This window comes from Rhodopirellula sp. SH410 (genome assembly GCF_055811895.1).
In genome coordinates this window covers 4,083,006-4,108,352 of sequence record NZ_CM147949.1, presented here as the reverse complement: position 1 = coordinate 4,108,352, position 25,347 = coordinate 4,083,006, and the positions used below count along the sequence as shown (strand labels likewise).

Here is a 25,347-nt window from a genome sequence, read left to right as displayed (position 1 = left end):
ATCAGCCTTAGTGTTGAAACAAAAATTCATCGGTATTGAATAACGCCCAGCAAACATCCTCAACTCCGACAACGGGATCTGGATTCTTGCTGCAATGCTGGAGTGCCGCCTTCAACTCGACGTCCGACGGCGGGCGACAAACGGCGGCCAAGTAAATCTCTTGAACGACATCCTCGAGCGGTTTCCCTGCTGCCAAGGACTTGCGAAAGCGGTTGCTCGCGTCGCGTAACTTTCCATGGATCATCGGACCATTGAACAATTCGATGGCCATGCCCAGTGTGGAGTCATCCGCCCGCTCGCAAGCACAAACGGTGCTGCGTTCCGGTTGCCCAAACACTTTCAGGAAGTCGACCTTGACGACATCCGGTGCCGGTAACTGTGTCGCCAGCGTTCCGGCGGGGAGACTGCCAAACTTCTGCTCGAGTGCCAGGGTTCGATTGATCGCATCGAGTAATTGCTCCGCACCCAGTAGACGCGGTTCTTGATGCGAAAAATACTTGGCGTCGTCCTGGTTGAACTCGGTCGTGCGATAGCTCGCCTGATACGTTCGGCTGTTTAGGATGACTCGCAATAGGTGCTTTCGATCATAGCCACTTTCGACAAACTCGTTCGCCAGAGCGTCTAACAAGGCTGTGTTGGACGGGGGATTCGAATCGCGGAAGTCATCGATAGGATCAACAATTCCGCGTGAGAAAAGCTGGCTCCAAATGCGATTGGCTTCGATGCGAGCGAAATAGGGATTTTCGGGGTTCACTAACCACTCGGCGAACGCGGTGCGTCGGTCGGTGTCATTGGGTGATTCGATGCTGCCCACTTGAGGTAGCCAAGGGGCCATCACTTCGCCGGTCCTCGGTTGTGTCACGTCGCCAGTGAAGCTGGTGTAGACGAACATCTCACCGGGACGTTCGGTGTTTCGACGCTGTACGCGATTGAAAAATGCTCCCAGTCCGTAGTAGTTGTCTTGGGTCCAACGCTCAAACGGATGGTTGTGACATTTCGCGCACTGCAGCCTCGCGCCGAGGAAGACTTGGGAGATCGTTTCGACGCACTCGTTCATATCTGTGGACGTGCGATAGAAATTGGCGGGAGGGTTTGCCAACGTGCTACCGGCGCCGGTGAGCAGCTGTGTGGCGAACTCATCGTAGGGCATGTTTTCGTGCAGCGACTGCTCGACCCAGCGATGGTATTTGTACACTCCTTCATCGCCGACCAATTTGCGGGTCATCTTCAGTAGGTCGCCCCACTTCAACGCCCAGAACTTGGCGTACTCTTCTCGCTCGAGCAGCGAGTCGACAAGCCGCTCGCGCTTGTCTTCGCCGGTGTCGGCCAAGAACGCAGTCGTCTCTTCGAGAGACGGCAGGATGCCCAACAGGTCGAGACTTACCCGGCGGAGAAACTCATCGTCGCTGCAGGTTTCGGCGGGCAAATATTGCAACTGTTGCAGCTTGGCATTGACGAGCTCGTCAATGTAGTTGTTCGGCGGTGGAGATTTCCACTCAAAGTCTTCCAGGTTCTCGACAAACATCAGCGGTACGGATTCGATGTACTCCAACAACCGCACCAGAATCGCAACTTCACCTCGAGCATGTGGCGTCACGAACCCATTGGTATTCACCGTCGCGACGGAGGTGTCGGAAGTCTCGTAGGCGACGAGATGGGTGACATCCCGTTTACGGCCATCGGCGAAATGCGCCGTAACGGCAAGCTGCTGGCCACCATCTTGGACAGCCAGTATCTGTTTTGCATTCGGATAGACTTCAAGCTTCGTGATACGTGCGGTTCCCTCGGGATCTGCGGCAGCACCGCTGGCAATCCAATCTCGCAGGATCGTGTAGGCCGCGTCGTCTTTGTGCAGTTGCTTGCCACCACCGTGGGCCACGTTCATCAAGGGCTTGAGCAGGAGCAGGCTTTGCTCGGGATCAATCGGGTTAGTCCGACGGCCAAAGTCTTCGCGTATCATGGTCAACTCATCGAGCTTCCTATCGAAGGCGCGTAGCGATAGTCGAAAGCCGCCTTTCCCGCTTGGCGATCCATGACAGGCTCCCGAATTGCAACCTTGCTTCGATAATCCGACCAACACCTCCGATTCGAATTCGATCGGACGCGGCGTTGCCATGTTCGAAACAAGGGTTGGAATCACATGTCGATTGCCGCCGACTTCGACAATGATCTCTGTTTCTCCGTCGGCGATCGGATACACGACTCCTGCTCGCACTTCGGCAATTTCGGGGTTCGATGAAGTCAAGCGAGCATCACGGGACCAGTCCCGCGGGAGGTTTTGTTGGTGGGTCCCGGTAACCGCGATCTGCTGTCTGCCCCGAGAATCCGCTAACACAATTTCGCTCGGGTAAACGACCAATTTGGTGGGACTGTCGACGAGGGTGGGTAATGGATGCGTCGATGCAACCGTGAAGTCCTTCCCCTCAAATTTGCTGGCGAGGGTGAGCGTGATCGCGTGAGCCGTGTCGAGAGCCGCGTCACCAGAAACTTGCAATTCGAATTTCGCAGTCGCTTGGTCTGCCGCAATCGCGACTGTCTCGGGACCCGTAATGCCGGCGGGCAGATCCGCCAGTCTGATCGTCACGGGCTGCGGATCACCTCCCTCGCGGATCAAGTTCACTTCCACGCCAACTCGCCCGCCCCGAACCCATGGTTCCGGGAACTGAGTCGTGACGCGAACGGGATCAATCCACGCGATGGGCAGGTTGTACGTTTCGATCCGGCCGTGCCCATTGAAATCACCATAGACGAGCAGCGGCAGTTGCTCGGGTTCGACAGGTTCCCCGCTTTCCCCAGCGACTCGATCGCTACGTGTCAGGCTCAGTGTGTACGTTTCCTTATCGACTGCCGTGGTAACGCTCCAACCCGGCGGCAGTGGATTGGGCAGTACGGTAACGGCCGCTTTGAAAGCTTCCTGGAGCCGCTTGGGCGTCAGTACGGCTGAGTGGGAAAGGACAGGACGGGCAAACTGTACGGGCCCGGTTGGTTCCATCGTGAACGGTGCATCCGTGGTCGTTGTCGCCGCGACGAGAATCTCGCCATCCGCCCGGGTCGCGGGCGCGAGTACGAATGGTTCCTGGATGCGTCGCAGCGCACGACTGTCGACGAAGCAGCTGTGCCCCGGAGTTTCGACCGAGGTCGCCTTGATTCGCAGTACATCCAGACCGTCCGCTTGCCAGCCTTCGTTGGCAGCCAGGTAGATTTTGGCTTCGACGGCTTTTGCGGGGATGCGTGGATTTAGAATTCGCAACCCTGACTCAGGGTGTGCCAACGCGAGCTCGATCTCTCCGTCGAAACCAAAACGCGAGACCTGCAGATCCAGAGCCAAGGCGCCGTGGCCGGGTTCCACCTGGAAATCTTCCTGCGTCTTAGCGTCTGCCTTCATCGCGACGGTGAACGTTCCCGATGGGACGCACTCGATGTAGTAAGTGAATTCCTCACCCCCGCGTTTGAGCAAGTCAGCCACCTCCAAGCGATAGTCACCGTCTTCAGGAAACGTCACATCAAAGCTCCACTCGTCCGCATTAGTGACGTTCGTCCCGCCGAGTTTTGCGTTGGCAGCGTTGAACAACTGCATCTGCACGAGCGAGGGACTGCCGAGGCTTCGTGTTTTCGCCGCGATACGAACGACTTGCCCCTTGGCACCGCGAATCAGATAGTTGTCAACTTCTCGTGGTTGCTCGAACCGGCCGTTGATACCGATCGGTAACGTCAGGCTGTCCGTCGATGCCGTCTCACTGAATTGCGGATACGCGCTGCGATAGATCGGCACCCAACTCGACGATTGCCCATCGTCGAATCTTGCTGGAACCTGCTGGATGGAAGTTCCTTCGGCGGGAACTTCGATCTCGCGTGACGACAAACTCTCCCCATCGGGTCCGATGAAGGCAACCTCTGTCTTCTCGCCACCGCGAGCGGCCAGAGGAAAACATTGGTTGATGATCGGAAAATGACCGACCCGCAATTGGTAGAGTGCGCCGCCGGCCGAGTTACGGCTGTCGTGAACCTCCAGCCAGTAGTCACCTGCCTCCGAAAATGTGTAGTGAAACCGACAGTCGGGGCCGACTGACGTGTCGTCGGCCTGGGCCAACGTCTCTCCGGCCGCGTTGAATAAACGCAGTACCGGGTCCATTGTTGAGCGAAGTGCTTGGGTGTGGACCAGGGCGGAAATCCGCTCCCCTTCGGCCACGTGGATCCGATAGAAATCGCTGACCGATGCAGCGCAAACCCCTTCGACGGTTGATTGCGTGGCGAGCTCCTGTGCGGTTTCGATCGAATGATTGTTGCCACTGTCGATGACCCTATCCAGGTCGTCGACAAACAGGGTGTGTGCTCTGACGACGCCCGTCGGCGTTGCCAACCAAAGACTCATGGGGCCCAGTGACGCGGTCTCCGACACCGTCAACGCAACCGTGACTTTGGTGGGCTCCGCTTTCGAGATTTTCCAGTGCACCGATTGATCACTCGATGCGAGTCGCAGCGAATCATTCAAGTCGGTTCCTTGAACGACTAACTCGATTGTTTGCCCCGGCTGGCAGGTTCGCGGTTGGACCGCAGTGATCGTTTGGGCCGAGAGTAGAGGTGCCAAGCACAGCCAGACGAGGTTTGCAGAGCAGAGCGTGAGTATTCGATTTCGCATGGAATCCATTCGATTGGAAAGAGGGGTGTCCGTGACGGTTCGGACGATGTCACACGAGTAATTCATGCAGAACTCTCCCTGAAGTGATTCGGTGAGGTCGCTCTTCTCGATCGAGCAGAGCGGTTTGAGTGGGCAGCCCCATCGCATGCAGGATGGTGGTGGCGAAGTCTTGTGGCGTGACTGGATCGGAGGCAGGGTAGGCAGCATGTTTGTCACTGGAACCATAAACCATGCCGGGCCGAATCCCGCCGCCGGCGAGGAGGCCGCTGTAGCAGAACGGCCAATGTTCTCGACCAGCATTCGCCGCCGTGATCTGTGGCTTGCGACCGAACTCACCCACCCAGGCAACGATCGTCTCGTCCAACAAACCGCGTTCGTCGAGATCCGTCAAAAGCGCTGACAACGCCCTGTCGGCGGGCGGTATCAAGTCGTTCTTTAAACGATTGAAATTGTCCCCGTGCGTGTCCCAGAAGTTTTTTCCGTCGTTGTGCCAGTTCACTGAGATCAACGGGACGCCATGCTCGACCAACCGCCGCGCCATCAAGATGCACTGGCCATGAATATTCCGGCCGTAGCGCTCACGGGTCGCGTCGCTTTCTTGAGTCAAGTCAAACGCTGAACGCACATTGCCCGATCCAATCATCTCCATCGCCCGCGACTGGTGGTTTCCATACGATGACGCGCCGAGCGAGCGATGCAAGCTCGCACGCTGCGCATCGAGTGTCTTCAACAGTTCCACTCGCGATTCCAAACGGCCGAGACCGATGTCCGCCGGCAGAGACAGTCCCTGTGGGTGCCAGTTCGGATCATTCAGGTCGCCATTGAGTAACATGCCGTCGTAGGCTGAGCCCAGCCAGCCACCGTGTTGCCCGGGGGCTTCGCCGCCTGGCGCGGCGGGATGATACGCTTTCCAGGGCATCGCGACGAACGAGGGCAAACCATTCGTGCTGGGGCGAAGCTTCGAGACGATCGCGCCTAAATGGGGCGAGTCCTTGGCACTGGGCGGATCAGCATCGCTCTTGACGACCGGCGCGAGCTGGCCCGTCAGAGTCGTATGGCCGCTGGACAGGTGAGCGGGATCGTCGTGCGTGAGCGAGCGAATGATCGCCACCTTGTCCGTCATCGATGCGAGCCCCGTGAAGTGCTCGCAAATTTGAGTCCCGGGAACCTTGGTGGAAATCGGGTTGAAGCTGCCGCGAACCTCCGCCGGCGCATCGGGCTTCATGTCAAACGTATCAAGCTGACTGGGCCCGCCCCACATGAATAGGAAGATGCACGCCTTGGCACGCTTCTGGGGCAAGCTCTGACCGGCTTCTTGTGCCAAGGCCAGTCGCGCCTCCAGTTCCCCCCAGCCAAGCCCCAACGCTGAAAGGGAGCCCGCCTGCAGTACTTGCCGGCGGCTTATGCGATTGGATCGTCGGAATTCGCGGCAGCCCGAAGGCATGCTCGTTTCACGAAATGACATGGTTTGCTAGGTGGGAGGGAGCGGAGGGGGGCGACGGCGGGAGAGAACGGTGGGAGAGAACGGTGGGACGAAAGGGGACGTCAACGGATCGGCTGCTAGGAAACGAGCCAGGACTTTTAACGGTGGAAATTGGTGGTCGAATGTGTGCGGTCGAGATCCCTGCCGGGGAGCCTTTGGGCATAGGCTCTCCGCGGCCGACTAACTCAAACCAGCGATGGGTTCGCCTGCGTAGATGTGGTGAGGGCGATTTTCTGCGTCATGCCAGGCTGCTGTGGCGGGAATTCCCAACGCATCGTAGATGGTCGCGGCGAAGTTTTCTGGTTTGACGGGTTGCTCGTCGGGATACGCGCCATGCGCGTCGGATTTCCCAACCACGTTGCCCCCTTGAATTCCTCCGCCAGCAAACAACACGGATTGGACGGCGCCCCAGTGGTCACGGCCTGGCAATTTGTAATGTTTATCAAGCAATGTGATTTGCGGTGTCCGCCCAAACTCGCCTGCGACCACAATCAGTGTCTCTTCCAATTCACCCGTCGAATGTAAATCGTCAAGCAGAGCCGAAAGGGCTTGGTCGGTCGGCGGAAACAAGTTGTCTTTCAGGTGAGGAAATGCGTTGCCGTGCGTATCCCACGTTTCATCGTTGCCGAGATTAACCTGCACCAGGCTGACTCCGGTACCCACTAATCGCCGGGCCATCAGCAACGACCAGCCGAACGAGTTGCGCCCGTAGCGATCGAGGTGTTTGTCATCCGCATTGGTCACATCCATTGCTTGATGGACAGAGGATTCTGTCAACAAAGAGACAGCTCCTTGCCGCAGCCGATCGAAGTTCTCGACCTGAGCGAATGAGGCGAGATTCTCACGCTGGCGATTCAACGAATCCAACAGCGTCAGTCGGCCGTTGATGGTCTGCATGCCAAGCCCGTCTGGCAAGGAAAGCTGAGGTGCCTGAAACAGGCGACCGTCCGGCTTGCCGCGATCTTGATGATCAAACGTGAACTGGGGAAATGCGCCATAGGACGTGCTATGGAACGGGGACGCTTCGATCATCCACGGATCATGTTGTGGCCCCATCGCACCGGCATGTTGCCCAGGGATCACGCGACCGCTGCTATGGACAAGACGCTCCGGCAACACGACCGCGGTGGGCAAGTTGTTCTGTTGTTTCGCCCGCATCGCGTAGCCCGCCACGGACGCAATCGACGCACGATCGGATCGACTCGCGTTGTTCGGACTGAATCCTGTCGGCAAGTCGGAATGTCCCGTCAACATGATGTGATGGGCGGCGGAATGTTCGTTGGAACTATGCGTGAGCGAACGACAGAGCGACCACATCTGGCTGCGCTGGGCGAGCTTCGGCAAATGTTCGCAAATATGCAGCCCCGGAGTTTTGGTCGCCCGGGGTTGGAACTCGCCTCGGATATTGTCCGGAGCATTCGGCTTCATGTCAAAGCTGTCGTGCTGCGAGAGGCCGCCCGAAAGAAAAATGAAGATGCACGACTTGGCTTTACCGCTCGGCGGGACTCCCTCCGACGCCGTCGCTTGGCGCAACCCCGTGAGATGATTCATCCCGAGTCCCAGGATTCCAATCGCACCGGCTTGCAACGCCTCGCGGCGCGAACGCTTCGCGTGTTGCCATGTCGATGCCGTCTGATGGGCAGACCGGTCGCTCATGACGTCGCTCCCGTGTACAGATTCGAGATCACGTTGCCGTTGAGTAGATGGTGTGGGCGCTCGAGTGGGTCAATCAAGGTCGCCCCTGAGTCGACACCCAGGGCATTGAAAATCGTGCTGCAGATATCCGCGGGTGACCAAGAATTCGACACCGGGTAGGCCGCTTGGGCATCGGTCTGGCCGAGTACTTGACCGCCCCTGATCCCAGCCCCGGCAAACAAACCCGAATACGCGTGCGCCCAATGATCACGACCTGGAATCGTTTGGCCGGGCAAGGTGGTGACTTTGGGAGTCCGACCGAATTCCCCCATGACGATCAACAAGGTGTCGTCCATCAATCCGGATGCCATTAAATCATCCGTCAGCGCTGCCAAGCCTTGATCGAGTTGTGGAAGCAGTTTGTTCTTGAGTTTGCCCCAATTGTCGACATGCGTATCCCAGGTTTGCACGATGCCCATCGTCGCTTGGACCATGGGCACGCCGGCTTCGATCATGCGTTTGGATAGCAGTAACGATTGGCCGAACTTGTTCCGACCGTAACGATCTCGTGTTTCGTCGGACTCACGATCGAGCTCAAACGCTTGCGTTAACTTGCCGGACGTGAGCAAGCCGAACGCGAGTTTCTGCTGATCGCGGAGTGATTCCGTCTCAACGCCACTCAGCCGATGGTGACCTTGGTTCATCTCCTCGAGCAGTTCGCGTCGTGACTGGAGTCGCCCCGTCGAGACACCGTCTTGCATCGTGAGCGCCTGCATCCGGAAATCCTTGTCGTTTGGATTGCCATTGATCTGCCATGGATCATGCTTGGCGCCCAAGAATCCTGAATGCTGACCGGGCCACGTCAACGGACCTTCGATTAAATAGTTCGGCAACGAGATACCCGAAGGCATGCCATCGCTGCGCGGACGAATGAAATCCAAGGCGGAAGCGAAATTGGGAAAGTCATTCCGAGTTTCGACGCGATCTAAGTCAGATCCACCACGTGGCAAGGGTGTGGGGCGGCCCGTCAACGCGACGTGTGTCGCCAGCAAATGATTGTGCTCGCGATGGGCGAGCGTACGCACGATGGCCCAGCGATCGGTCTGCTGGGCAAGTTTCGGCAGGTGTTCGCAAACCGACACGCCAGGAATCGTGGTCGAGATCGGCGTGAACTCACCGCGAACTTCCGCCGGTGCATCAGGCTTCGGATCCAGTGTATCGAGCTGGCTCGGGCCACCACTGAGCAGCACGATCAGCACCGACTTGGCCTTCCCAAAACCGACTGGCTTCCCAGCCATCGGCTCGTCGGCCAGAGAAACTCTTTTCGGCAGCGAGGCCCCCACGACACCCGCCGCAGCGGCGCGCAGCAATCCTCGGCGATCCAATCCATAGAGTGGCTTAAGCATGGGAGATTCCCAGAAAGGCAGGTTTTGAGGTGGGATAGTCTTCGTTGGCGGGAACGTCATTCTACACGATGCGCATACTCGGGTGTGAGCGGATGTCAAACCGCTGAATTTTCTTTGGATTTTCTGTGGGCCCCGTGACTGAGCTCCCGTAGGCAATCAAAACGTTACCGACGGACATCCATTACACTGTTTCTCCCACCTCCTTTCCCGAACTCAAGATAGATCATGCCACTCCTATATCGTTTCTTCGTAGCCATCTTGGTGATCGCGACATCGGATGCGATTGCGCAACAACCTCCCTACGATGTCTTCCCCGATGCCGAACCCCCGTACTATCGCGTCCGGTATCCCGCATCCGATCAACCGAACGAGTTGAAGTACGCGGTGAACTACACCGTCTGGATTCCAGAAAACGTTCCGACGCTTCACGGCATCATCGTCCATCAGCATGGTTGCGGGGAAGGTTCGTGCCGTTCCGGATTGACCGGCGCCTATGACCTGCACTGGCAAGCTCTCGCGAAGAAGCATGGCTGTGCATTGCTGTCTCCGTCCTACGAGCAGCCCCAGGCAGCGGACTGTCAAATGTGGTGCGATCCGCGGAACGGTTCGGCAGTCACGTTCGATCGTGCATTGCAGGACCTCGGCGAGATGTCTGGTCACACGGAACTCGCCGAGGCGCCGCTTGCGCTGTGGGGACACAGCGGCGGTGGTCACTGGTGCGGCGGCATGGTGATGACACAGCCCGAACGGATCATTGCGGCGTGGCTGCGATCTGGCGTGCCGTTGCTGCAACCGAATCCTGATCGAACCGAGATCCAATCGCATTCACTTCCCGATGCCGCGCTTCAAGTTCCCATGATGTGCAATCTGGGGACGAAGGAAGGCGTGACGGTGAAAGACGGTCGGTTTAATAACGTATGGCCCGCCAACCTCGCTTTCTTCGAGCAGGTGCGGGGACGCGGTGGATTGCTGGGCGTTGCGATTGATCCATTGACGGCACACGAATGCGGCAACTCTCGCTACCTGGCGATTCCGTGGTTGGATAAATGCCTTGAGCTGCGCTTACCTAGCCTACCTGGCGAACCGATGAACGCGATTTCAGACGACAACGCGTGGTTGGCCGAACCGCTGGGAACGACCGCGATCCCGGCGTCTGATTTCAAGGGTGACCCGCTTGCGATGGGATGGTTACCCGGCGAAAACATCGCCCATGCGTGGATGCAGTTTCGCCAAGACACGGACGTCCTAGATGGATCCCGACCGCCCGCACCGACGCACCTCCAACGCGACGGCAGCCACTTGCACTGGAACGCCGAGGCGGACCTGGAAAGCGGAATTGAAAAGTTCATCGTGATGCGTGATGGGAAGTTCCTCGCGGAAGTCACCGGCAGTGGCCCGAATCACTTCGGCCGGCAGCTCTTTCAGAACCTGCAGTACAGCGATACGCCCGCCCAACCGCTGGCAAAAATGGAGTTCACTGATACCACGGCCGCCGATGATGCACACGAGTATGAGGTCATCACGGTGAACACTGTCGGTTTGAAGTCAACGCCGACGGCTGCCGTCCCGCGATTAAAGTGAAGTTGAACTCAGTCCTGCCAGTACCTCGACCTTCTAGGTATGATCGGGCTCGTCGATCGGCCGCCGGTTTCGAGTGTCGGGTAGGCGAACGCAATTCCTGAAATTTCCTGGCCGCTGCTCTCTTTTGCCACCACACGCTCGCGGTAACGCTAGAATGACGGAGGCCTAAGATCTTCTGAAAAGGGAGCCGCTCACGAATGTCTGATTCGATTTCGAAGTCGATTTGCACTCACGCCCGACCCGCTTTGCGAGTTGTCGTGGTGCTGGTGGTGACATGTATCTGCTCTCTGTCATTGGGTGTCTCGGCGGTTTCCGGCGCTGTTTACGCGGAGGCGGATCGACAGTTCCGAGCCGGTCAGTACGAGGAGGCGGCGTCGGCCGCGGCCGCGGAAGTAGAACGTGGGACTTGGAATGAACGCTGGCCTCGATTGCTGATCCAGTGCCAACTCACGACGGGTAAATACGCTGACGCTCTGCAGACGTACAACGCGACGATCACTCGCTATCCGACGAGTCTAACGCTGCGAATGCTGGGGGTGGAAGTGTTCCGGTACAATCATTTGCCGGACTTAGCAGCCGAATCGCAGGCCCGGATCCTGCAACTCATCGAAACGGCGCCCGCTCGTCTGGCCAGCCGTGACAACTTGGTTGCCGCGGGGCGTTATTTTTCCGAGCGTGGCGAGGACGCACGGCAAATCCTAAGGCTATTTTATGATCGCGTGCGGGATGCCGATCCGACTTTTCTCGAAGCCTACATTGCCACAGCCGAATTGGCACTGCAAAAAAGTGATTTCAAAGTCGCTGCCGAAACGCTCCAACAAGCCCAGCGGGTCGACGAAACAGATCCGCGCATCCACTACCTGTTGGCGCGAGCTTGGGAACCGAGCGATTCGGAAAAGGCAGCCTTGGCAATCGCGGAGGCACTCAAGCAAAACCCGAAACACATCCCCAGTTTGCTGTTTGTTGCCGACCGTGAGATCGACCGGGAACAGTACGACGCGGCGGAGTCGACCCTCCAAGAGGTATTGGCGATTAATCCGCACGAGCAGCAGGCTTGGGCGCTGCGGGCAGTGCTGGCCCACCTGCAGGGAAACGCCGACATCGAAGCCTTGATGCGAGCTGCGGCGCTCAGTACGTGGGCAAACAACCCGCAGGTGGATCACTGGATCGGCCGTAAACTGTCGCAGAAGTATCGGTTCGAAGAGGGGGCGGAGTACCAGCGTCGGGCGCTGGCGATGGAGCCTGATCATTCCGCCGCCAGTTTCCAATTGGCTCAAGATCTGTTGCGTCTGGGTTACGATGATGTGGGGTGGGAACTCGCCCATGTCGTTGCGGAAGAAGACGAGTACAACGTCGTTGCCCATAACTTGATCACGCTCCATGATCGGCTGAAGAACTTTAGTATCCTGGAGATGGGCGACATTCACGTGCGGATGGACCGCCACGAGGCTGAGGTCTACGGCGCAGCGGTCCTGGAGCTGTTGACGGAGGCTGAGGCGGTCCTGTGTGCGAAGTACGACGTCGAACCGACAGCGCCGATTGTCGTTGAGATCTTTCCCGACCAGAAAGACTTCGCAATCCGAACATTCGGTTTGCCCGGTGGTGCAGGCTTCCTAGGCGTTTGTTTCGGTCGTGTGATCACAGCGAACAGCCCCGCATCGCAAGGGCCACGGCCCAGCAATTGGCAAAGCGTACTTTGGCATGAATTCTGTCACGTGGTCACGCTGGAAAAAACCAAGAATCGAATGCCACGCTGGCTCAGCGAGGGGATTTCCGTCTACGAAGAGCGGCAGCGTGATCCCTCCTGGGGTGAGTCGATGACGCCGCTGTATCGGGAGATGTTATTGGACAAGAACTTGACGAGGGTCAGTAATCTGAGCGCCGCATTTCTCAGTCCCCCCTCAGCAACTCATCTCCAATTCGCCTATTTTGAATCCTCTCTGGTCGTCGAGTTCTTGATCGAGCGGTACGGAATCGATGCGTTAAAACAGGTCCTCAACGATCTTGGAGACGGCCTGCCCATCAATGATGCGCTTGTTCGTTCGGTCGGATCATTAGGGAAATTGGATAGTGAGTTCTCCGATTTTGCTCGCCAGAGAGCCGAGGACTTTGCTCCTGATGTTGATTGGTCGAAAGAGGGCCTACCCGAAAAGATGTCGGTCGATCAGCTCCAGGAATGGGGCGAACAACATCCCGATAACTATTGGGGGCTGCGTCGTCTCGCCGAGGCACGCGTCTCAGCGAAGCAATTTGAGCAGGCGCGTGAGCCGCTCGAACGCCTGCGTGAGCTTGACGCGGTGACAGCCGAGCGAGGTGGACCGCTCGAAATGTTGGCCGAGGTTTATCGCGAAACGGACCAGCCCCAAAAGGAACGCGAGACGCTTGAGAAAATTGTTTCACTTTCGAGCGATGCTTTACCGGCCCTGCGGCGTTTAATGGAGATGGCCGTCGAAAACCAAGACTGGGATCAATTGTCCAACTATGCCGGACGCGTCTTGTCGATTAACCCGCTGCTGCCGACCGGTCACGAACAGTTGGCCCGGGCGGCTGAGCAACTCCATCGACCCGGCGACACCGTGCGCTCGCTTCGTGCGCTCGCAAGTATGGACCCGGTCGATCCCGCAGCCATCGACTTTCGTCTCGCCCAGGCGCTGGCGACGATGGGAGAAACCGATCAAGCAAAGCATCACGTGCTACGAGCACTCGAGGAAGCCCCACGCTACCGCGACGCGCATCGCTTGTTGCTGAAATTGGTTGAGAAACCATCCAAGCCACCCAGCGACGATGAAACGCCCGCACTCGAACCGAGCGAGGTGAGTCGATGATCGCTCGTCTTTCATTTCGAAAACTGCTGGTCGGACTCACCGTGATGGCGGTGTTGTTCTCAGGTGTTGCTGTGGCGCAGCGTGGTTGGTGGCGAGACGGAATCTCTACCGAACGCAACGGTGTTCCGGACTGGGAGGTCGACGAGAATTTCAAGGGCGACCTCTTTACGTTCGTGCGGATTAAATACGAGTCTTATGGCGGTCGGGGGCGACGTGGTGGCGGTTGGCGCACCGATTACCGCGATAGCGATCTCAATTTCTCGCTCCGCTTGCAGCAGCTGACGACGTTGAAAGTCAACCCCGAACCGAAGGTCTTGGAACTGACTGACGAAGAGCTGTTCGACTATCCGTTCATCTACATCATCGAACCCGGTTCATTGGTGTTTAACGAAGCGGAAGTCGCTGCCCTGCGCCGCTACTGCCTCAACGGAGGCTTTTTGATGGTGGACGATTTCTGGGGCGACTCTCAATACGAGAACCTGCGTCTGGAGCTGCAGCGAGTCTTTCCCGACCGCGCTCCTCAGGAAGTACCACTCTCGCATGAGATTTTTCACTGCGTCTACGACTTGAAGGAAAAACCTCAGGTCCCCGCCATCAACGCTGCCCGCCGCGGCTTCGACGGAAGCGTTGGTACCTGGGAGCCAACCTGGGACGGAAGCGATAACTCGGTACCACACTACCGAGCAATTTACGATGACGCCGACCGAATCATGGTTTTCATATGCCACAACACCGATCTTGGTGACGGCTGGGAACGCGAAGGCGAAGACCAGTGGTATTTCGAAGAGTTCTCCGTCAAGAAAGCCTATCCTATGGGGATCAATATCGTGACCTATGCCATGACACACTGAAATTCAAATCAACTTAATTTGCTGGTGCAATGAGCCGGTCGGCGCTAGCCCCGGTTGCCGTCTGCGGGACGCGAAGCGTCTCAATAGACCGGGGCTGGCGTCCACCGGCTCATACACCTCGCCCTCAATCCTTCCCTTCCGAAAATCCTGAACCGACAGCGTTTGCTGCGGAGATCGCGATCGTTTTCGGATTGCCCCAACACCTCATCTGGAAGTTCGTTTGCCGATGCCCATGGAAACCATGTCCTTCGAAGAGGAAGCCCGCGTTGTGGAACAGATCCGTGCGGGACGAGAGCAAATCAACCGCGAACTTTCCAAAGTGATTGTTGGCCAGCAGGATGTCATCGAACAGCTATTGATTTGTTTGTTCGCCGGCGGGCATTGTCTGATCACGGGCGCTCCCGGCCTCGCCAAAACGTTGCTGGTCAGCAGCGTGGCGAAGGTTTTTCACCTTAAGTTCCAACGCATTCAGTTCACGCCCGATTTGATGCCTGCTGACATCACGGGGACTGAGATTCTCGAACAATCCGAGGATGGACGCCGCCAGTTGCAGTTTGTCAAAGGCCCGATTTTTGCCAACGTCGTACTCGCTGACGAGATCAATCGAACGCCGCCTAAAACTCAGGCTGCATTGCTCGAGGCGATGCAGGAGCACCAGGTCACGGCAACCGGCAGACGCCATCAACTGGAGGAGCCCTTCTTCGTTCTGGCGACCCAGAACCCCATCGAGATGGAAGGAACCTACCCGCTCCCGGAAGCACAACTCGATCGTTTCATGTTCAACGTGATGATTGACTACCTTCCGAAGGAGGATGAACTCGCGGTGGTGTTGCGGACGACATCATCGCAGCCCGAGGCAATCGAGCCACTGTTCACAGGCGAGGATGTGATTCGGTTCCATGAAGCCGTCCGCAAAGTCCCAATCGCCGACGAGGTCGGCGCCTACGCGGTTCGGCTGGCGGCGTCAACGCGGCCGGGACGAGAGGGCACGCCCGACTTCATCGACAGTTGGGTGAGTTGGGGCGCGGGGACGAGGGCCGCGCAAACGTTGGTGCTGGGGGCGAAGGCTCGGGCGTTGCTTAATGGAAACGCACACGTCAGCATGGACGACATTCGCGCACTCGTGCACCCGACACTTCGACATCGAGTGCTCCTCAGCTACAAAGCGGAGGCCGAAGGCGTCTCGATCGAAGACGTGATCGATCGATTGATCACGACTGTTTCGACCTCGGCTTCTTGATCGGATCTTCATGGCCAGCGTAGACCCGATTACCAAACGTCAGAGCGGTGCGGACCCGCGAGCGATCACAGCGGCGCAGGCGGATCCGTTGGCGGTGATGCGGATCAAGGATCTGCAATTGCGTGCCAAGGCGGTTGTCGAAGGGTTCTACAATGGTCTGCACCGGAGCCCCTTTCACGGATTTTCTGTCGAGTTCAGCGAGTACCGCCCGTACACAGTGGGTGACGATCTCCGCGGCCTCGATTGGAAACTATTCGCTCGCAGCGATCGGCACTACATCAAGAAATTCGAAGACGAAACGAATCGCCGTTGCTATCTCGTTTTGGACCAGAGTCAATCGATGGGGTTTGGCTCACTGGATTACGCGAAGATTGATTATGCGCGGACGTTGGTCGCGACGCTCGCCTACTACCTGACGCTGCAACGAGACAGCGTTGGATTGATGACGTTCGATGAAGTGATCGGAGATTTCATTAGCGCCCGAAATCGTCCCGGCCACTTACGTCAAATCTTTGTGGCACTGTCGCGAGAAATCCGCGGGAGTGGAACCGACCTGGAAACCCCTTTGCGGCAGATCGCATCGCTGATTCGCCGTCGTGGTCTGGTGATCCTGGTCTCCGATCTGCTGGCGCCCGTGGAATCATTGCGGACGAATCTCGCGTACCTGAGATCACGCGGGCACGAGGTCATGATTCTGCGAGTCATTGATCCCGCCGAAATGCAACTGCAGATCGAGTCGCCAAGCATGATTGTTGACATGGAATCCGGCCAAGAGATCTACATTGATCCCGAAGCGGCCAGACGCGATTACGTCGAACGCTTTGCAGAGCACGAGCGCCAGGTCCAAGGCATCTGTGATTCACTCGGCGTCGACTTCTTTCCCGTTACGACCGACCAACCCATCGAACAGGTGTTGTTCCACTTGGTCAACTCGCAACAGCGTCGCAGTGCTCGGACGGCTCGTAGCGGGATGCTCGCCAGTGCGAATCGATCAGGAGGGAAATCGTGAGCCTGCTTGCACCACTCTATTTCGCGGGAGCATTAGCGATCGGCTTGCCGATCCTGTTCCATATGATTCGTCGCCGACCGCGGGGCGAAGTCAAATTCAGTTCGCTGATGTTCTTGCGAGCGACTCCGCCACGGTTGACACGGCGGAGCAGACTCGACAATTGGCCACTGCTCTTGATTCGTGCGCTGGCCTTGTTGCTCTTGGCGGCTGCGTTTACTCGACCGTACTTGCGTAGCCCCAGCGAATCGGATGCCGTTCTACCGACGCGGAGGATCGTGATCGCCGTCGACACGAGCGCTAGCATGCAACGTGCTGGGCTTTGGGAGCAGGCCAAGTCAAATGTCGATGAGGTTCTATCGGACCTTCGCCCCGGTGACGAAATCGCCTTGGTGGCATTTGACAACGAACCGACGACACTGTTGCGTTTCGATCAAACCAGCCGCCTCACGCCCGGCCAAGTCAGATCGTCTGTCAATTCACTGCTCGCCGAGACGACGCCCTCTTGGTCGGGCACGGACCTGGGGCGGGCGATTGGCTACGCGGCTGACCTAGCGGTGACCTACGAACCCGATGACCGTGAACCGCTCGACGCAGATCCACAGGATGCCTCGGCACGGGACATGTCCCGCGACAGCGGACCGGCTCATATGGTTCTCGTCACGGACATGCAGGCCGGCAGCAAGATCGAAAGCCTGCAAGTCTATGCGTGGCCCAAGCAGCTGAGTCTGGACGTTCGCCAGGTCAGCAGCGATCGGAGAACGAATGCATCGGCGCAGCTGTTGCCGGTTGCCGACAATGCACCGGAGAAAGATGAACGCGTTCGTGTCCGTGTATCAAATTCAGCCGATGCCGATCAATCTTCGTTTCGCGTTGCTTGGACCGGCACTGACGGCACACCAATCGAATCCACGACAATGCCGATCCAGGTTCCACCGGGCGAGTCACGTGTGGTGCGGATGCCCGCGCCAACACCCGATGTCACCACGCTAACCTTGCAAGGTGATGATCACGATTTTGATAACACCTGGTACGTCGTCAGCCCCCAGCCTGAGTCGTTAACGTTGCTGCATCTTGGCAACGAGGCTGCCGGTACAGCTATCCATTCGGACGCTCGCCCCGGCTCTCGAGATGGTTCCAATGCCGTTTCCGCGAACGCCATCGCGGCGAATCAAACACGCAGCAGCCTATTCTATTATTTGCAGCGGGTGCCGCTCAATACGAGCCGTAGAACGGTGACGACCCAAACGATGCCGCCTGAGGAATTGACGGAGGTTCCCGATCCCACGACCGTTCCGCTGATTGTGATCACTGAGCCCTGCTCGACCGATACGGCCGTTTTGCTGCGCGAGTACATTCACGCGGGCGGGCAACTTTTGTACGTGCTCGCTGATGAACGCACGATCGATGAGTCCGCCGTTGCTCTACGCTCACTCACGGATGTCAATGAGTTGGAGATTACCGAAGCTGCCGTAGATGACTATGCGATGCTGTCGCGAATCAATTTCCGTCATCCCGTGTTTGCCACGATGGCGGATCCGCAATTCAACGACTTTACAAAAATTCGCTTTTGGTCTCATCGCATACTTTCTCAGTTCCCTGAAACCTGGGAGGTACTGGCTCGATTCGACGACGAAGATGCGGCGCTGGTCGAACAGACCATCGGTGCGGGCAAGATGTGGGTGCTGGCAGCCGGTTGGCAGCCCGACGCCAGCCAACTGGCATTGTCGACCAAGTTCATTCCGTTGATCTTCAGTCTGTTTGATCCCAGCATCGCCTCGCTGGTGGCCAACAACCAATTTTCGGTTGGGGACAGAATTTCGTTGGAACCATCGCCGACCGTTCAAATCACGCTGCCTGACGGAGTGGAAATCGCGTACCGAAATGCCGCTGATTTCCAGACCCTGGATTTTCCAGGAATCTACCAGATCGTCGACGAAAAGGATGGGGGATCGTCCCGCAGCATCGCAGTCAATTTGGATATCGCTGAAAGTCGTACGGACTCGATTGGAACGGATGCACTCGAGCGTTTCGGGGTCAGTTTGTCACCGACGCTTTCAACCGCTCAAGAGTTGACCAACCAACGCCAACTCCGCGACGTCGAACTCGAGAGCCGTCAACGGTTGTGGCAATGGCTGCTCGTGGCCGCCCTCGTCCTGCTCGGCCTCGAAACCTTGCTAGGCGGCTTGCTGAGTAAACGGCGACCGGCTGAAGCGGAGGTCGTGTCGGTATGAATTCACCGTCGATCCAACCCGCCCGTGGCACTGGCTTTCAGCCTTTCGCCGACCTTCGAATGCGTCCCGTAGTCTTACGATTGGTGCGAGGTACGAACGATGCACGATAACCTGCTCAGCCGAATCTATCCTGTGACGCGTCGACTTCGTGCTGTTCGCCGGTGGCAACTTGCTGCTCTCGTCGCATTGGTTGCCGCACTCATCGGAGTCGGGATGCTCCGCTATGCTGAATCCAACCAGAGGAGTGGTGTTGAGTTGGCGGTGGCGCTGCTGAGCGGCGCCATCGTTCTCTTCATCGTCGTCGCGGTCGTTGCTCGCCTGAGCTTCCGCAACGCTCGTGAAGTCGCATCGCAAATCGAACGACGGTTTCCGAGCCTCGATCAACGCCTACTGACGGCCCTGAGTCAAACCGACGCCGATGAACCACAACTGGGATACTTGCAACGGCGCGTGTTGACCGAGATCCACGACCATTCACGCGCTCATCGCTGGATCGATGTCGTGCCGCCCAGACGGTTGCGATGGAGCCGTCTGTCGGGGATCGCCGCGACCGTGTTGCTGCTGATCGTCGTAGGGTTACTCGTGCTAGCGGAGCCTAACCAAGGCAACCAAGCATCGTCCGTCGCCACACGAATCCAGCCCGTTTGGAAAGTCGTCGTCCAACCGGGTGCCACCGAAGTGGAACGTGGCAGCAGTCTGGTCATCACGGCCCGATTCAGCGGGGTGGATGCCGAGGCGGTTCCCAGCCAAGCCGATCTGGTCCGGATTGCTGCCGATGGTAGCGAGCGGCGGATCACCATGAAGCGGAATCTCGCCGATCCCGTCGTGAGCGGATTCTTGGCATCAATCAATGAAAAATTTAACTATCGGGTGCTCGGGGCCGACTGGAGTAGTCCAACTTTTTCAATCGACGTGTTTGAGTTTCCTGAGGTCGTTCGCAGCGATGCCGATCTGGATTACCCCGACTACACTGGACTGACCGACAAGCGAGTCGAGGACACTGTCCGCGTCTCGGCGGTCGAGGGGACACGCGTAAAATGGATCTGTTTTGTCAACAAACCAATCGCACTGGGCGAATTGGTCACGAAGGAAGGAGAGCGGATTGTCTTACAAAGCGACCCCGACAATCCCGGTGCCCTCTCAACCGAAATCGACCTTCGAGAGACGCAGCGTTTTACCGTCGAATTGACCGATGAAGACGGGCGTCAGAACAAGTATCCACCGGAACTCGTTGCCCGCGTGCTGGCCAATCAGCCGCCCAAACTGAAGCTCGCCGTCGCGGGGGATGTGACGGTCTCGCCATTGGAAGAATTGCCGATAGCGGCCGAAGTCCGCGATGATTTCGGTGTTGCTGAGGTTGGCTTGACCTATATCTTCGCCGATCGACCGAGCCAGGACATCAGCTTGGACAAGGCGATTGGGCGGGGTGAAAAGAAGCAGGTCAATCACTTGGTGGAGTTCGAAAAACTCAAAGCCGAGCCCGACCAACTCCTGTCCTATCACTTCTGGGCCGATGACTTTGGTCCCGACGGTCAAGTCCGACGCACGCACAGCGATCTATACTTCGCCGAGGTGCGTCCGTTTGAGGAAATCTATCGAGAAGGTCAGCCGCCACCCGGTGGTCAATCCCCGCCGGGCCAACAACCGAGCGAAAATGCTGAGCAGACGCAGGAATTGGCAGAACTGCAAAAGGAGATCATCAACGCGACCTGGACCGTCGTGAGACGCCAGCGCGGTGACCGGCCAAGTGCCGAGTTCGCCGGCGACATCCTGTTGCTGAAGGAGTCGCAGGCAGAAGCGATCGAGAAGCTCGCGGAGCTGGCCGAGAAAATCGAGGATACTGATTCGAAACGACTGGTGGAAATCGTACGAATCCACATGCAGACGTCCCTGACTGAACTGACTGCGGCGGAAGCGGATTCCCAAACCGATCCGCTCGATCCCGCGATGGTTGCCGAACAAGCTGCCTATGGAACGCTATTGAAACTTCGCGCTCATGAGTTCGAGGTCACCCAGTCGCAACAACAGCAGCAGCAAGGTAGTTCAAGTTCCTCCGCTCAACAGCGCCAGAAACAGCTCGATGAATTGGAGTTGGAACAGGACGAGAATCGTTATGAAACGCAGCAGCAAGCGCAGGAGACGCAAGCTCAACAAGAACAACGGGAAGTCCGCCAGGTCCTCAATCGCCTCCGCGAACTCGCTCGCCGCCAAGAAGACTTGAACAAGGAACTCGCGCAACTACAGTCCGCGTTGGAACAGGCCGAGACGGAAGAGGAACAGGACGAAGTCGAGAGGCAACTGAAACGGCTGCGTGATCAGCAGCAGGACTTGTTGCGGGAAACCGACGAGTTGGGCGAGCGGATGCAGCAACCCGAGAACCAAGAGAGTATGCAGGAAGCGTCCGAAAAGCTTGAGCAGACACGCGAGAATGTTCGCCGCGCCGCCGAGGCGTTGCAGCAAGACGATGCTGCCGAAGCACTGACGTCCGGCAAACGCGCCGAGCGAGAGTTCGAAGAAATGCGTGACGAGTTTCGTCAGCGCGCCGCGGGCGAGTTGAACGACGCCGTTCGCGAAATGCGAAACGAAGCTCGCGAATTGGATCAGCAACAAGAACAAATCGCTGAACAGTTGAAAGAGGTCGACCAGAGCGATCAACCCGGACTGCGGAGCGACGATATGCGAGACCAGATTCTCGATTCTCTCGACGATCAACAGGAACGCCTTGGCGAGTTGCTCGAGCAGATGCAGGAGACGGTCGAGGAAGCCGAAACCGCGGAACCACTGCTCGCGCAAAAACTCTATGACTCGTACCGCAAAACGAGACAGCAGCAACTTGAAAATCGATTGCGGGACACGTCGGAATTATTCAATCGTGGGTTTGACCCGCAGGCTCGTGAATTCCAACGTGAGGCGGGGAAGGGTATCGGCGAGTTGCGTGAGGATCTCGAGGACGCGGCTGAATCCGTTTTAGGAAACGAGACCGAGGCCCTACAACGCGCACTCGGGGAGTTGGAACAGCTGTCGAAAAGTTTGGACGAAGAGATTGATCGATCCGATCCAGGACGCGGCGACGAAAGTGGCGAGCAGAGAAGCGGTCAGCCCAGCGATGAGGAGTCGCAGCAGCAAGAGGACCAACCAGCGGGCCAGTCGGGCGACCGTGCAGGGGATCAACCCGCTCAGGGGGATCAAGCCGCTCAGGGGCAGCCACCGCAGCCCGGCGAGAATTCTGGAAATGGTGAAGCACAAACACCGCCGGGACGCCAGTCATCGGGGCAAGGCCGAGGGAACGGTCAACCGTCCGGCGAGCAACCCTCGCAGGAGCCGCCCGCGGGTCGCGGAGAAGGCGAGGGCCAGCCAGAAGCCCAGGATCGCCCTGAATCAGAAGGACGCGGAGAGGGCGGTGGATTGAGCCAGTATGCGGCCAACAGTCCCGGTGGGTCGCCATTGACCGGAGACGGATTTCAAGATTGGTCGGACCGACTCCGGGACGTGGAAGAGATGGTTGACGATCCGGAACTTCGGTCCCAGGCGGCTCGTATCCGCGACCGAGCTCGCGAGGTGCGCATCGATTTTCGCCGGCACGCGAAGGCCCCTCAGTGGAACACGGTCGAGGAAATGATCGCTGAGCCGCTGCGTGAACTGAAACGAGACGTTGCCGAAGAATTGATGCGACGCTCCGCTGAGAAACACGCTCCCGTTCCGATCGATCGAGATCCCGTACCGGCCGAGTTTTCCGACGCGGTGCAAAAGTACTACGAGAGTCTGGGGAGCGGACGCTGATGGCTGCCCCAATCTTGATACGGATCCCGACCAGCATTGCCTTCGCTGGCGACGTGGAAGCAGGCCAATTGCTGTGGGGCGCCCCGGACTGGATCATTCCAGCTGCGGTGATCGCCACCGTGCTCTCGCTATTGGTGATTTGGAATTACGCTCATCGCGGCACCGTTGCGTCGGTGCGCGTGATCGCGGGGGCATTTAAACTCGCCGCAATCATCTTGCTGGCGATCTGTTTGCTGCAGCCCCTCCGCAGCGGAACGCGGCCACGTCCGCGCGCCAATGTGCTGCCGATTCTGGTCGACAACAGCCTCAGTATGCGGCTTAAGCCCGCCGGCAGCGATCAAACTCGCAACGATCGAGTTGGGGCGTTACTCAGCAAAGATGCCCCGTGGCGTGTTCGGCTTGCCCAGACGTTCGACGTCCGGACCTATGCGTTCGATGCCCGGCTCGAGGCAGTCGACCAGCCCGACGAGTTGCCGGCCGACGGCTATGTTTCGTCTTTGTTTGGCAGCCTGCAAAATCTCGCGGAGCGTTTTGCTGATCGGCCCGTGGGCGGGGTGCTGCTCTTTACCGATGGGAACATGACCGATGCGCCGCCGGCCGACTTGGATTGGAGCCAACTTGGATTCCCAATCTATGCCGTGCTGCCCGCACAGGACGAAGTCGTGCGCGACCTCCGGATCGCCGATGTGAGCATCACGCAAACGGACTTTGAATCGGCTCCGTTGACCGTGCGCGTGGAGGTCGATGCCATCGCACTGGGGAAAACTCAGGCCGTCGTCCAGCTCCGCGACGCGGCGACCCATCGAGTCGTTGAAGAGCAAACCATCACCACCGGTGCGGACGGCGAAGCGAAGGAAGTCAGCTTCCGATTTCGTCCCGACTCCAGCGGCGTTCAGTTCTTTGTTGTCGACGTGTTTCGCGAAGCCGATCGCGATTGGTTCGAACAGTCGGATCTAGCGTCGAGCGAATCGGACGAGGCGACGCTCGTCAACAACCGCCGCATCGTCGCCGTCAACCGCGCATCGGGGCCGTACCGAGTCCTCTATGTCGCCGGTCGTCCCAATTGGGAGTTTAAGTTCATCCGTCGTGCATTGCAGGAAGACGCCGAAGTCCAGCTGGTCGGTTTGTTAAGAATCGCCAACAAAGAAGCTAAGTTCAGTTTTCGTGATCGCGGCGTCAATGAGAGTAACCCCTTGTTCGCCGGTCTTGGTTCCGACGCCGAAGACGCCGCCGCCCAGTACGACGAACCCGTGATCCTGCGGTTGGGAGTCAAAGAATCTGAAGAATTAAGTGACGGCTTCCCCGAATCGGCAGAGGAACTGTTTGGCTACCACGGTGTGATCCTCGACGACATCGATCCAGAATACTTCTCGCCAGACCAAATGTTGCTGCTGCGGCAATTCGTTGCGACCCGCGGTGGCGGGTTGCTAATGCTCGGTGGCCAGGAAATGTTTGCCGACAAAAGATTCAGCGACACACCACTGGGCGAGTTGTCGCCGGTCTACACAGCCAATGGGACGACGCGGGGACACTCCGGTGCCTTTCGGCTCGCATTCACTCGCGAGGGCATGTTGCAGCCTTGGATCCGACTTCGCGATAACGAGTCCGCTGAAAGCGATAGACTTAAGGCAATGTCCCCCTTCGCGACGCTTAATTCGGTCGGGGAGGTCAAGCCAGGAGCATCCATGCTAGCGACGGTCGAGTCGGATGATGGAGAAGTCGCCCCGGCTTTAGTGGCTCATCGATTCGGTAGAGGTCGCGCCGCCGCGATTCTTATCGCTGACCTGTGGCGGTGGTCGATGCACCGGGGCGATTCCGACCGTGACGATCCCGCACAAGCCTGGCGGCAGATCACCCACTGGCTCGTCAATGAGGTTCCTAAACGCGCCGAAGTGCGTGTCCAGACCAGCAGCGATCCAAGTCAACCGGCCACGATCATCGCCACCGCCCGCGATGAAGACTACTTGCCGCTTGACAATGCCGCCGTGGTCTTTGAAATCACACCCGTCGGCGGTGAACCCTTCACCATCGCTGCACAGTCCGATGACTCAGCACCAGGCCAATACACGGCTACCTATTGGTCCAGAGAGCCAGGTGGTTACCACGTCAACGCGAAAGTGACAGCCGCCGACGGCAGCGCGATCGGCACCGTGACAGCGGGTTGGACGGCCCAGTCCGATGCCGCCGAGTTTCGCGATTTACAGCTCAATCGAGAATTGCTCGAGAAAATGACGAAACAGTCCGGTGGTGAAATCATTCACGACGATTCACTCAACCAATTCGCCAGCGATCTTCCCAACAAAAAAGTGCCAGTGACGGAGGCGTGGGTTTACCCGATTTGGCACCACCCCTGGGTCATGCTAACAGCGATGTTGTTCTTGTGTTGCGAATGGGGCCTCAGGAGATGGAAGGGGCTAGCATGATTACCAGCATAGCGACATTTCCGTGACACCTTCGCACGCTTGATAGGATCGTATTTCTTCGCTAACAACGAGTCGAATGCCGTCAGGCATCGAGCAAATGTTCAACCCCGCCAATGACAACGCCTTGAAAATCAGCACGAAATGAATCGGATGGGCAAACGGCCATATTCACGGCGATGGAAGAAGATCTTCTTGTTTTCTATTTGATGAGTGTTCGATTCGCACACATTCGGGTTCTTGAACA

Annotated in this window: 12 protein-coding genes; 8 read left to right on the top strand and 4 right to left on the bottom strand. The window is 57.9% G+C overall.

Features of this window, described 5'->3' with window-relative positions; all coding sequences use genetic code 11:
- Positions 1-7 precede the first annotated feature (7 nt).
- From SH410x_RS14845 to SH410x_RS14830, 4 genes are all read right to left on the bottom strand, one after another.
- Positions 8-4,639 (bottom strand): DUF1549 domain-containing protein, encoded by a 4,632-nt coding sequence (locus SH410x_RS14845; RefSeq protein WP_473668358.1) that lies wholly within the window; start codon positions 4,637-4,639, stop codon positions 8-10.
- Positions 4,640-4,688: 49 nt separating this feature from the next.
- The gene (locus SH410x_RS14840; protein WP_473668356.1) at positions 4,689-6,104 is read right to left on the bottom strand and encodes a DUF1501 domain-containing protein; all 1,416 of its coding nucleotides are present in this window, start codon (positions 6,102-6,104) and stop codon (positions 4,689-4,691) included.
- A 198-nt stretch (positions 6,105-6,302) separates the two neighbouring features.
- Entirely contained in the window at positions 6,303-7,778 is a 1,476-nt protein-coding gene (locus tag SH410x_RS14835) for a DUF1501 domain-containing protein (RefSeq protein WP_473668354.1), read from the bottom strand.
- Complete coding sequence (locus SH410x_RS14830; RefSeq protein ID WP_473668352.1) at positions 7,775-9,163, bottom strand: DUF1501 domain-containing protein; 1,389 nt, start codon at positions 9,161-9,163, stop codon at positions 7,775-7,777. The genes SH410x_RS14835 and SH410x_RS14830 overlap by 4 nt, the downstream gene beginning before the upstream one ends.
- 225 nt (positions 9,164-9,388) lie before the next feature.
- Here SH410x_RS14830 and SH410x_RS14825 point away from each other — a divergent pair, with 225 nt between their 5' ends.
- The 8 genes from SH410x_RS14825 to SH410x_RS14790 all read left to right on the top strand — a co-directional run bounded on the left by SH410x_RS14825 (position 9,389) and on the right by SH410x_RS14790 (position 25,103).
- Positions 9,389-10,744, top strand: a complete 1,356-nt coding sequence (locus tag SH410x_RS14825) for a hypothetical protein (RefSeq protein ID WP_473668350.1) — start codon at positions 9,389-9,391, stop codon at positions 10,742-10,744.
- A 197-nt stretch (positions 10,745-10,941) separates the two neighbouring features.
- Complete coding sequence (locus SH410x_RS14820) at positions 10,942-13,569, top strand: tetratricopeptide repeat protein (RefSeq protein WP_473668347.1); 2,628 nt, start codon at positions 10,942-10,944, stop codon at positions 13,567-13,569.
- On the top strand, positions 13,566-14,420 hold the full coding sequence (locus SH410x_RS14815; protein WP_473668345.1) for a DUF4159 domain-containing protein: 855 nt from the start codon (positions 13,566-13,568) through the stop codon (positions 14,418-14,420). Before SH410x_RS14820 ends, SH410x_RS14815 begins: the two co-directional genes overlap by 4 nt.
- A gap of 241 nt (positions 14,421-14,661) precedes the next feature.
- Positions 14,662-15,660: an AAA family ATPase gene (locus SH410x_RS14810; protein WP_473677316.1), complete on the top strand. Its 999-nt coding sequence runs from the start codon at positions 14,662-14,664 to the stop codon at positions 15,658-15,660.
- 10 nt (positions 15,661-15,670) lie between these two features.
- Entirely contained in the window at positions 15,671-16,669 is a 999-nt protein-coding gene (locus SH410x_RS14805) for a DUF58 domain-containing protein (RefSeq protein WP_473668343.1), read from the top strand.
- Positions 16,666-18,900, top strand: coding sequence for a BatA domain-containing protein (locus SH410x_RS14800; protein ID WP_473668340.1), 2,235 nt, complete (start codon positions 16,666-16,668; stop codon positions 18,898-18,900). Before SH410x_RS14805 ends, SH410x_RS14800 begins: the two co-directional genes overlap by 4 nt.
- A gap of 99 nt (positions 18,901-18,999) precedes the next feature.
- The gene (locus tag SH410x_RS14795) at positions 19,000-22,680 is read left to right on the top strand and encodes a proline-rich domain-containing protein (protein WP_473668338.1); all 3,681 of its coding nucleotides are present in this window, start codon (positions 19,000-19,002) and stop codon (positions 22,678-22,680) included.
- Positions 22,680-25,103, top strand: a complete 2,424-nt coding sequence (locus SH410x_RS14790) for a hypothetical protein (RefSeq protein ID WP_473668336.1) — start codon at positions 22,680-22,682, stop codon at positions 25,101-25,103. Before SH410x_RS14795 ends, SH410x_RS14790 begins: the two co-directional genes overlap by 1 nt.
- Positions 25,104-25,347 lie beyond the last annotated feature (244 nt).

Bases quoted from the DNA above. Each gene is read 5' to 3' on its own strand.
- SH410x_RS14825 (WP_473668350.1), top strand. From the start codon at position 9,389: ATGCCACTCCTATATCGTTTCTTCGTAGCCATCTTGGTGATCGCGACA.
- SH410x_RS14820 (WP_473668347.1), top strand. From the start codon at position 10,942: ATGTCTGATTCGATTTCGAAGTCGATTTGCACTCACGCCCGACCCGCT.
- SH410x_RS14790 (WP_473668336.1), top strand. From the start codon at position 22,680: ATGGCTGCCCCAATCTTGATACGGATCCCGACCAGCATTGCCTTCGCT.
- SH410x_RS14835 (WP_473668354.1), bottom strand. From the start codon at position 7,778: ATGAGCGACCGGTCTGCCCATCAGACGGCATCGACATGGCAACACGCG.
- SH410x_RS14815 (WP_473668345.1), top strand. From the start codon at position 13,566: ATGATCGCTCGTCTTTCATTTCGAAAACTGCTGGTCGGACTCACCGTG.
- SH410x_RS14845 (WP_473668358.1), bottom strand. From the start codon at position 4,639: ATGCGAAATCGAATACTCACGCTCTGCTCTGCAAACCTCGTCTGGCTG.
- SH410x_RS14830 (WP_473668352.1), bottom strand. From the start codon at position 9,163: ATGCTTAAGCCACTCTATGGATTGGATCGCCGAGGATTGCTGCGCGCC.
- SH410x_RS14795 (WP_473668338.1), top strand. From the start codon at position 19,000: ATGCACGATAACCTGCTCAGCCGAATCTATCCTGTGACGCGTCGACTT.
- SH410x_RS14810 (WP_473677316.1), top strand. From the start codon at position 14,662: ATGTCCTTCGAAGAGGAAGCCCGCGTTGTGGAACAGATCCGTGCGGGA.
- SH410x_RS14840 (WP_473668356.1), bottom strand. From the start codon at position 6,104: ATGTCATTTCGTGAAACGAGCATGCCTTCGGGCTGCCGCGAATTCCGA.
- SH410x_RS14805 (WP_473668343.1), top strand. From the start codon at position 15,671: ATGGCCAGCGTAGACCCGATTACCAAACGTCAGAGCGGTGCGGACCCG.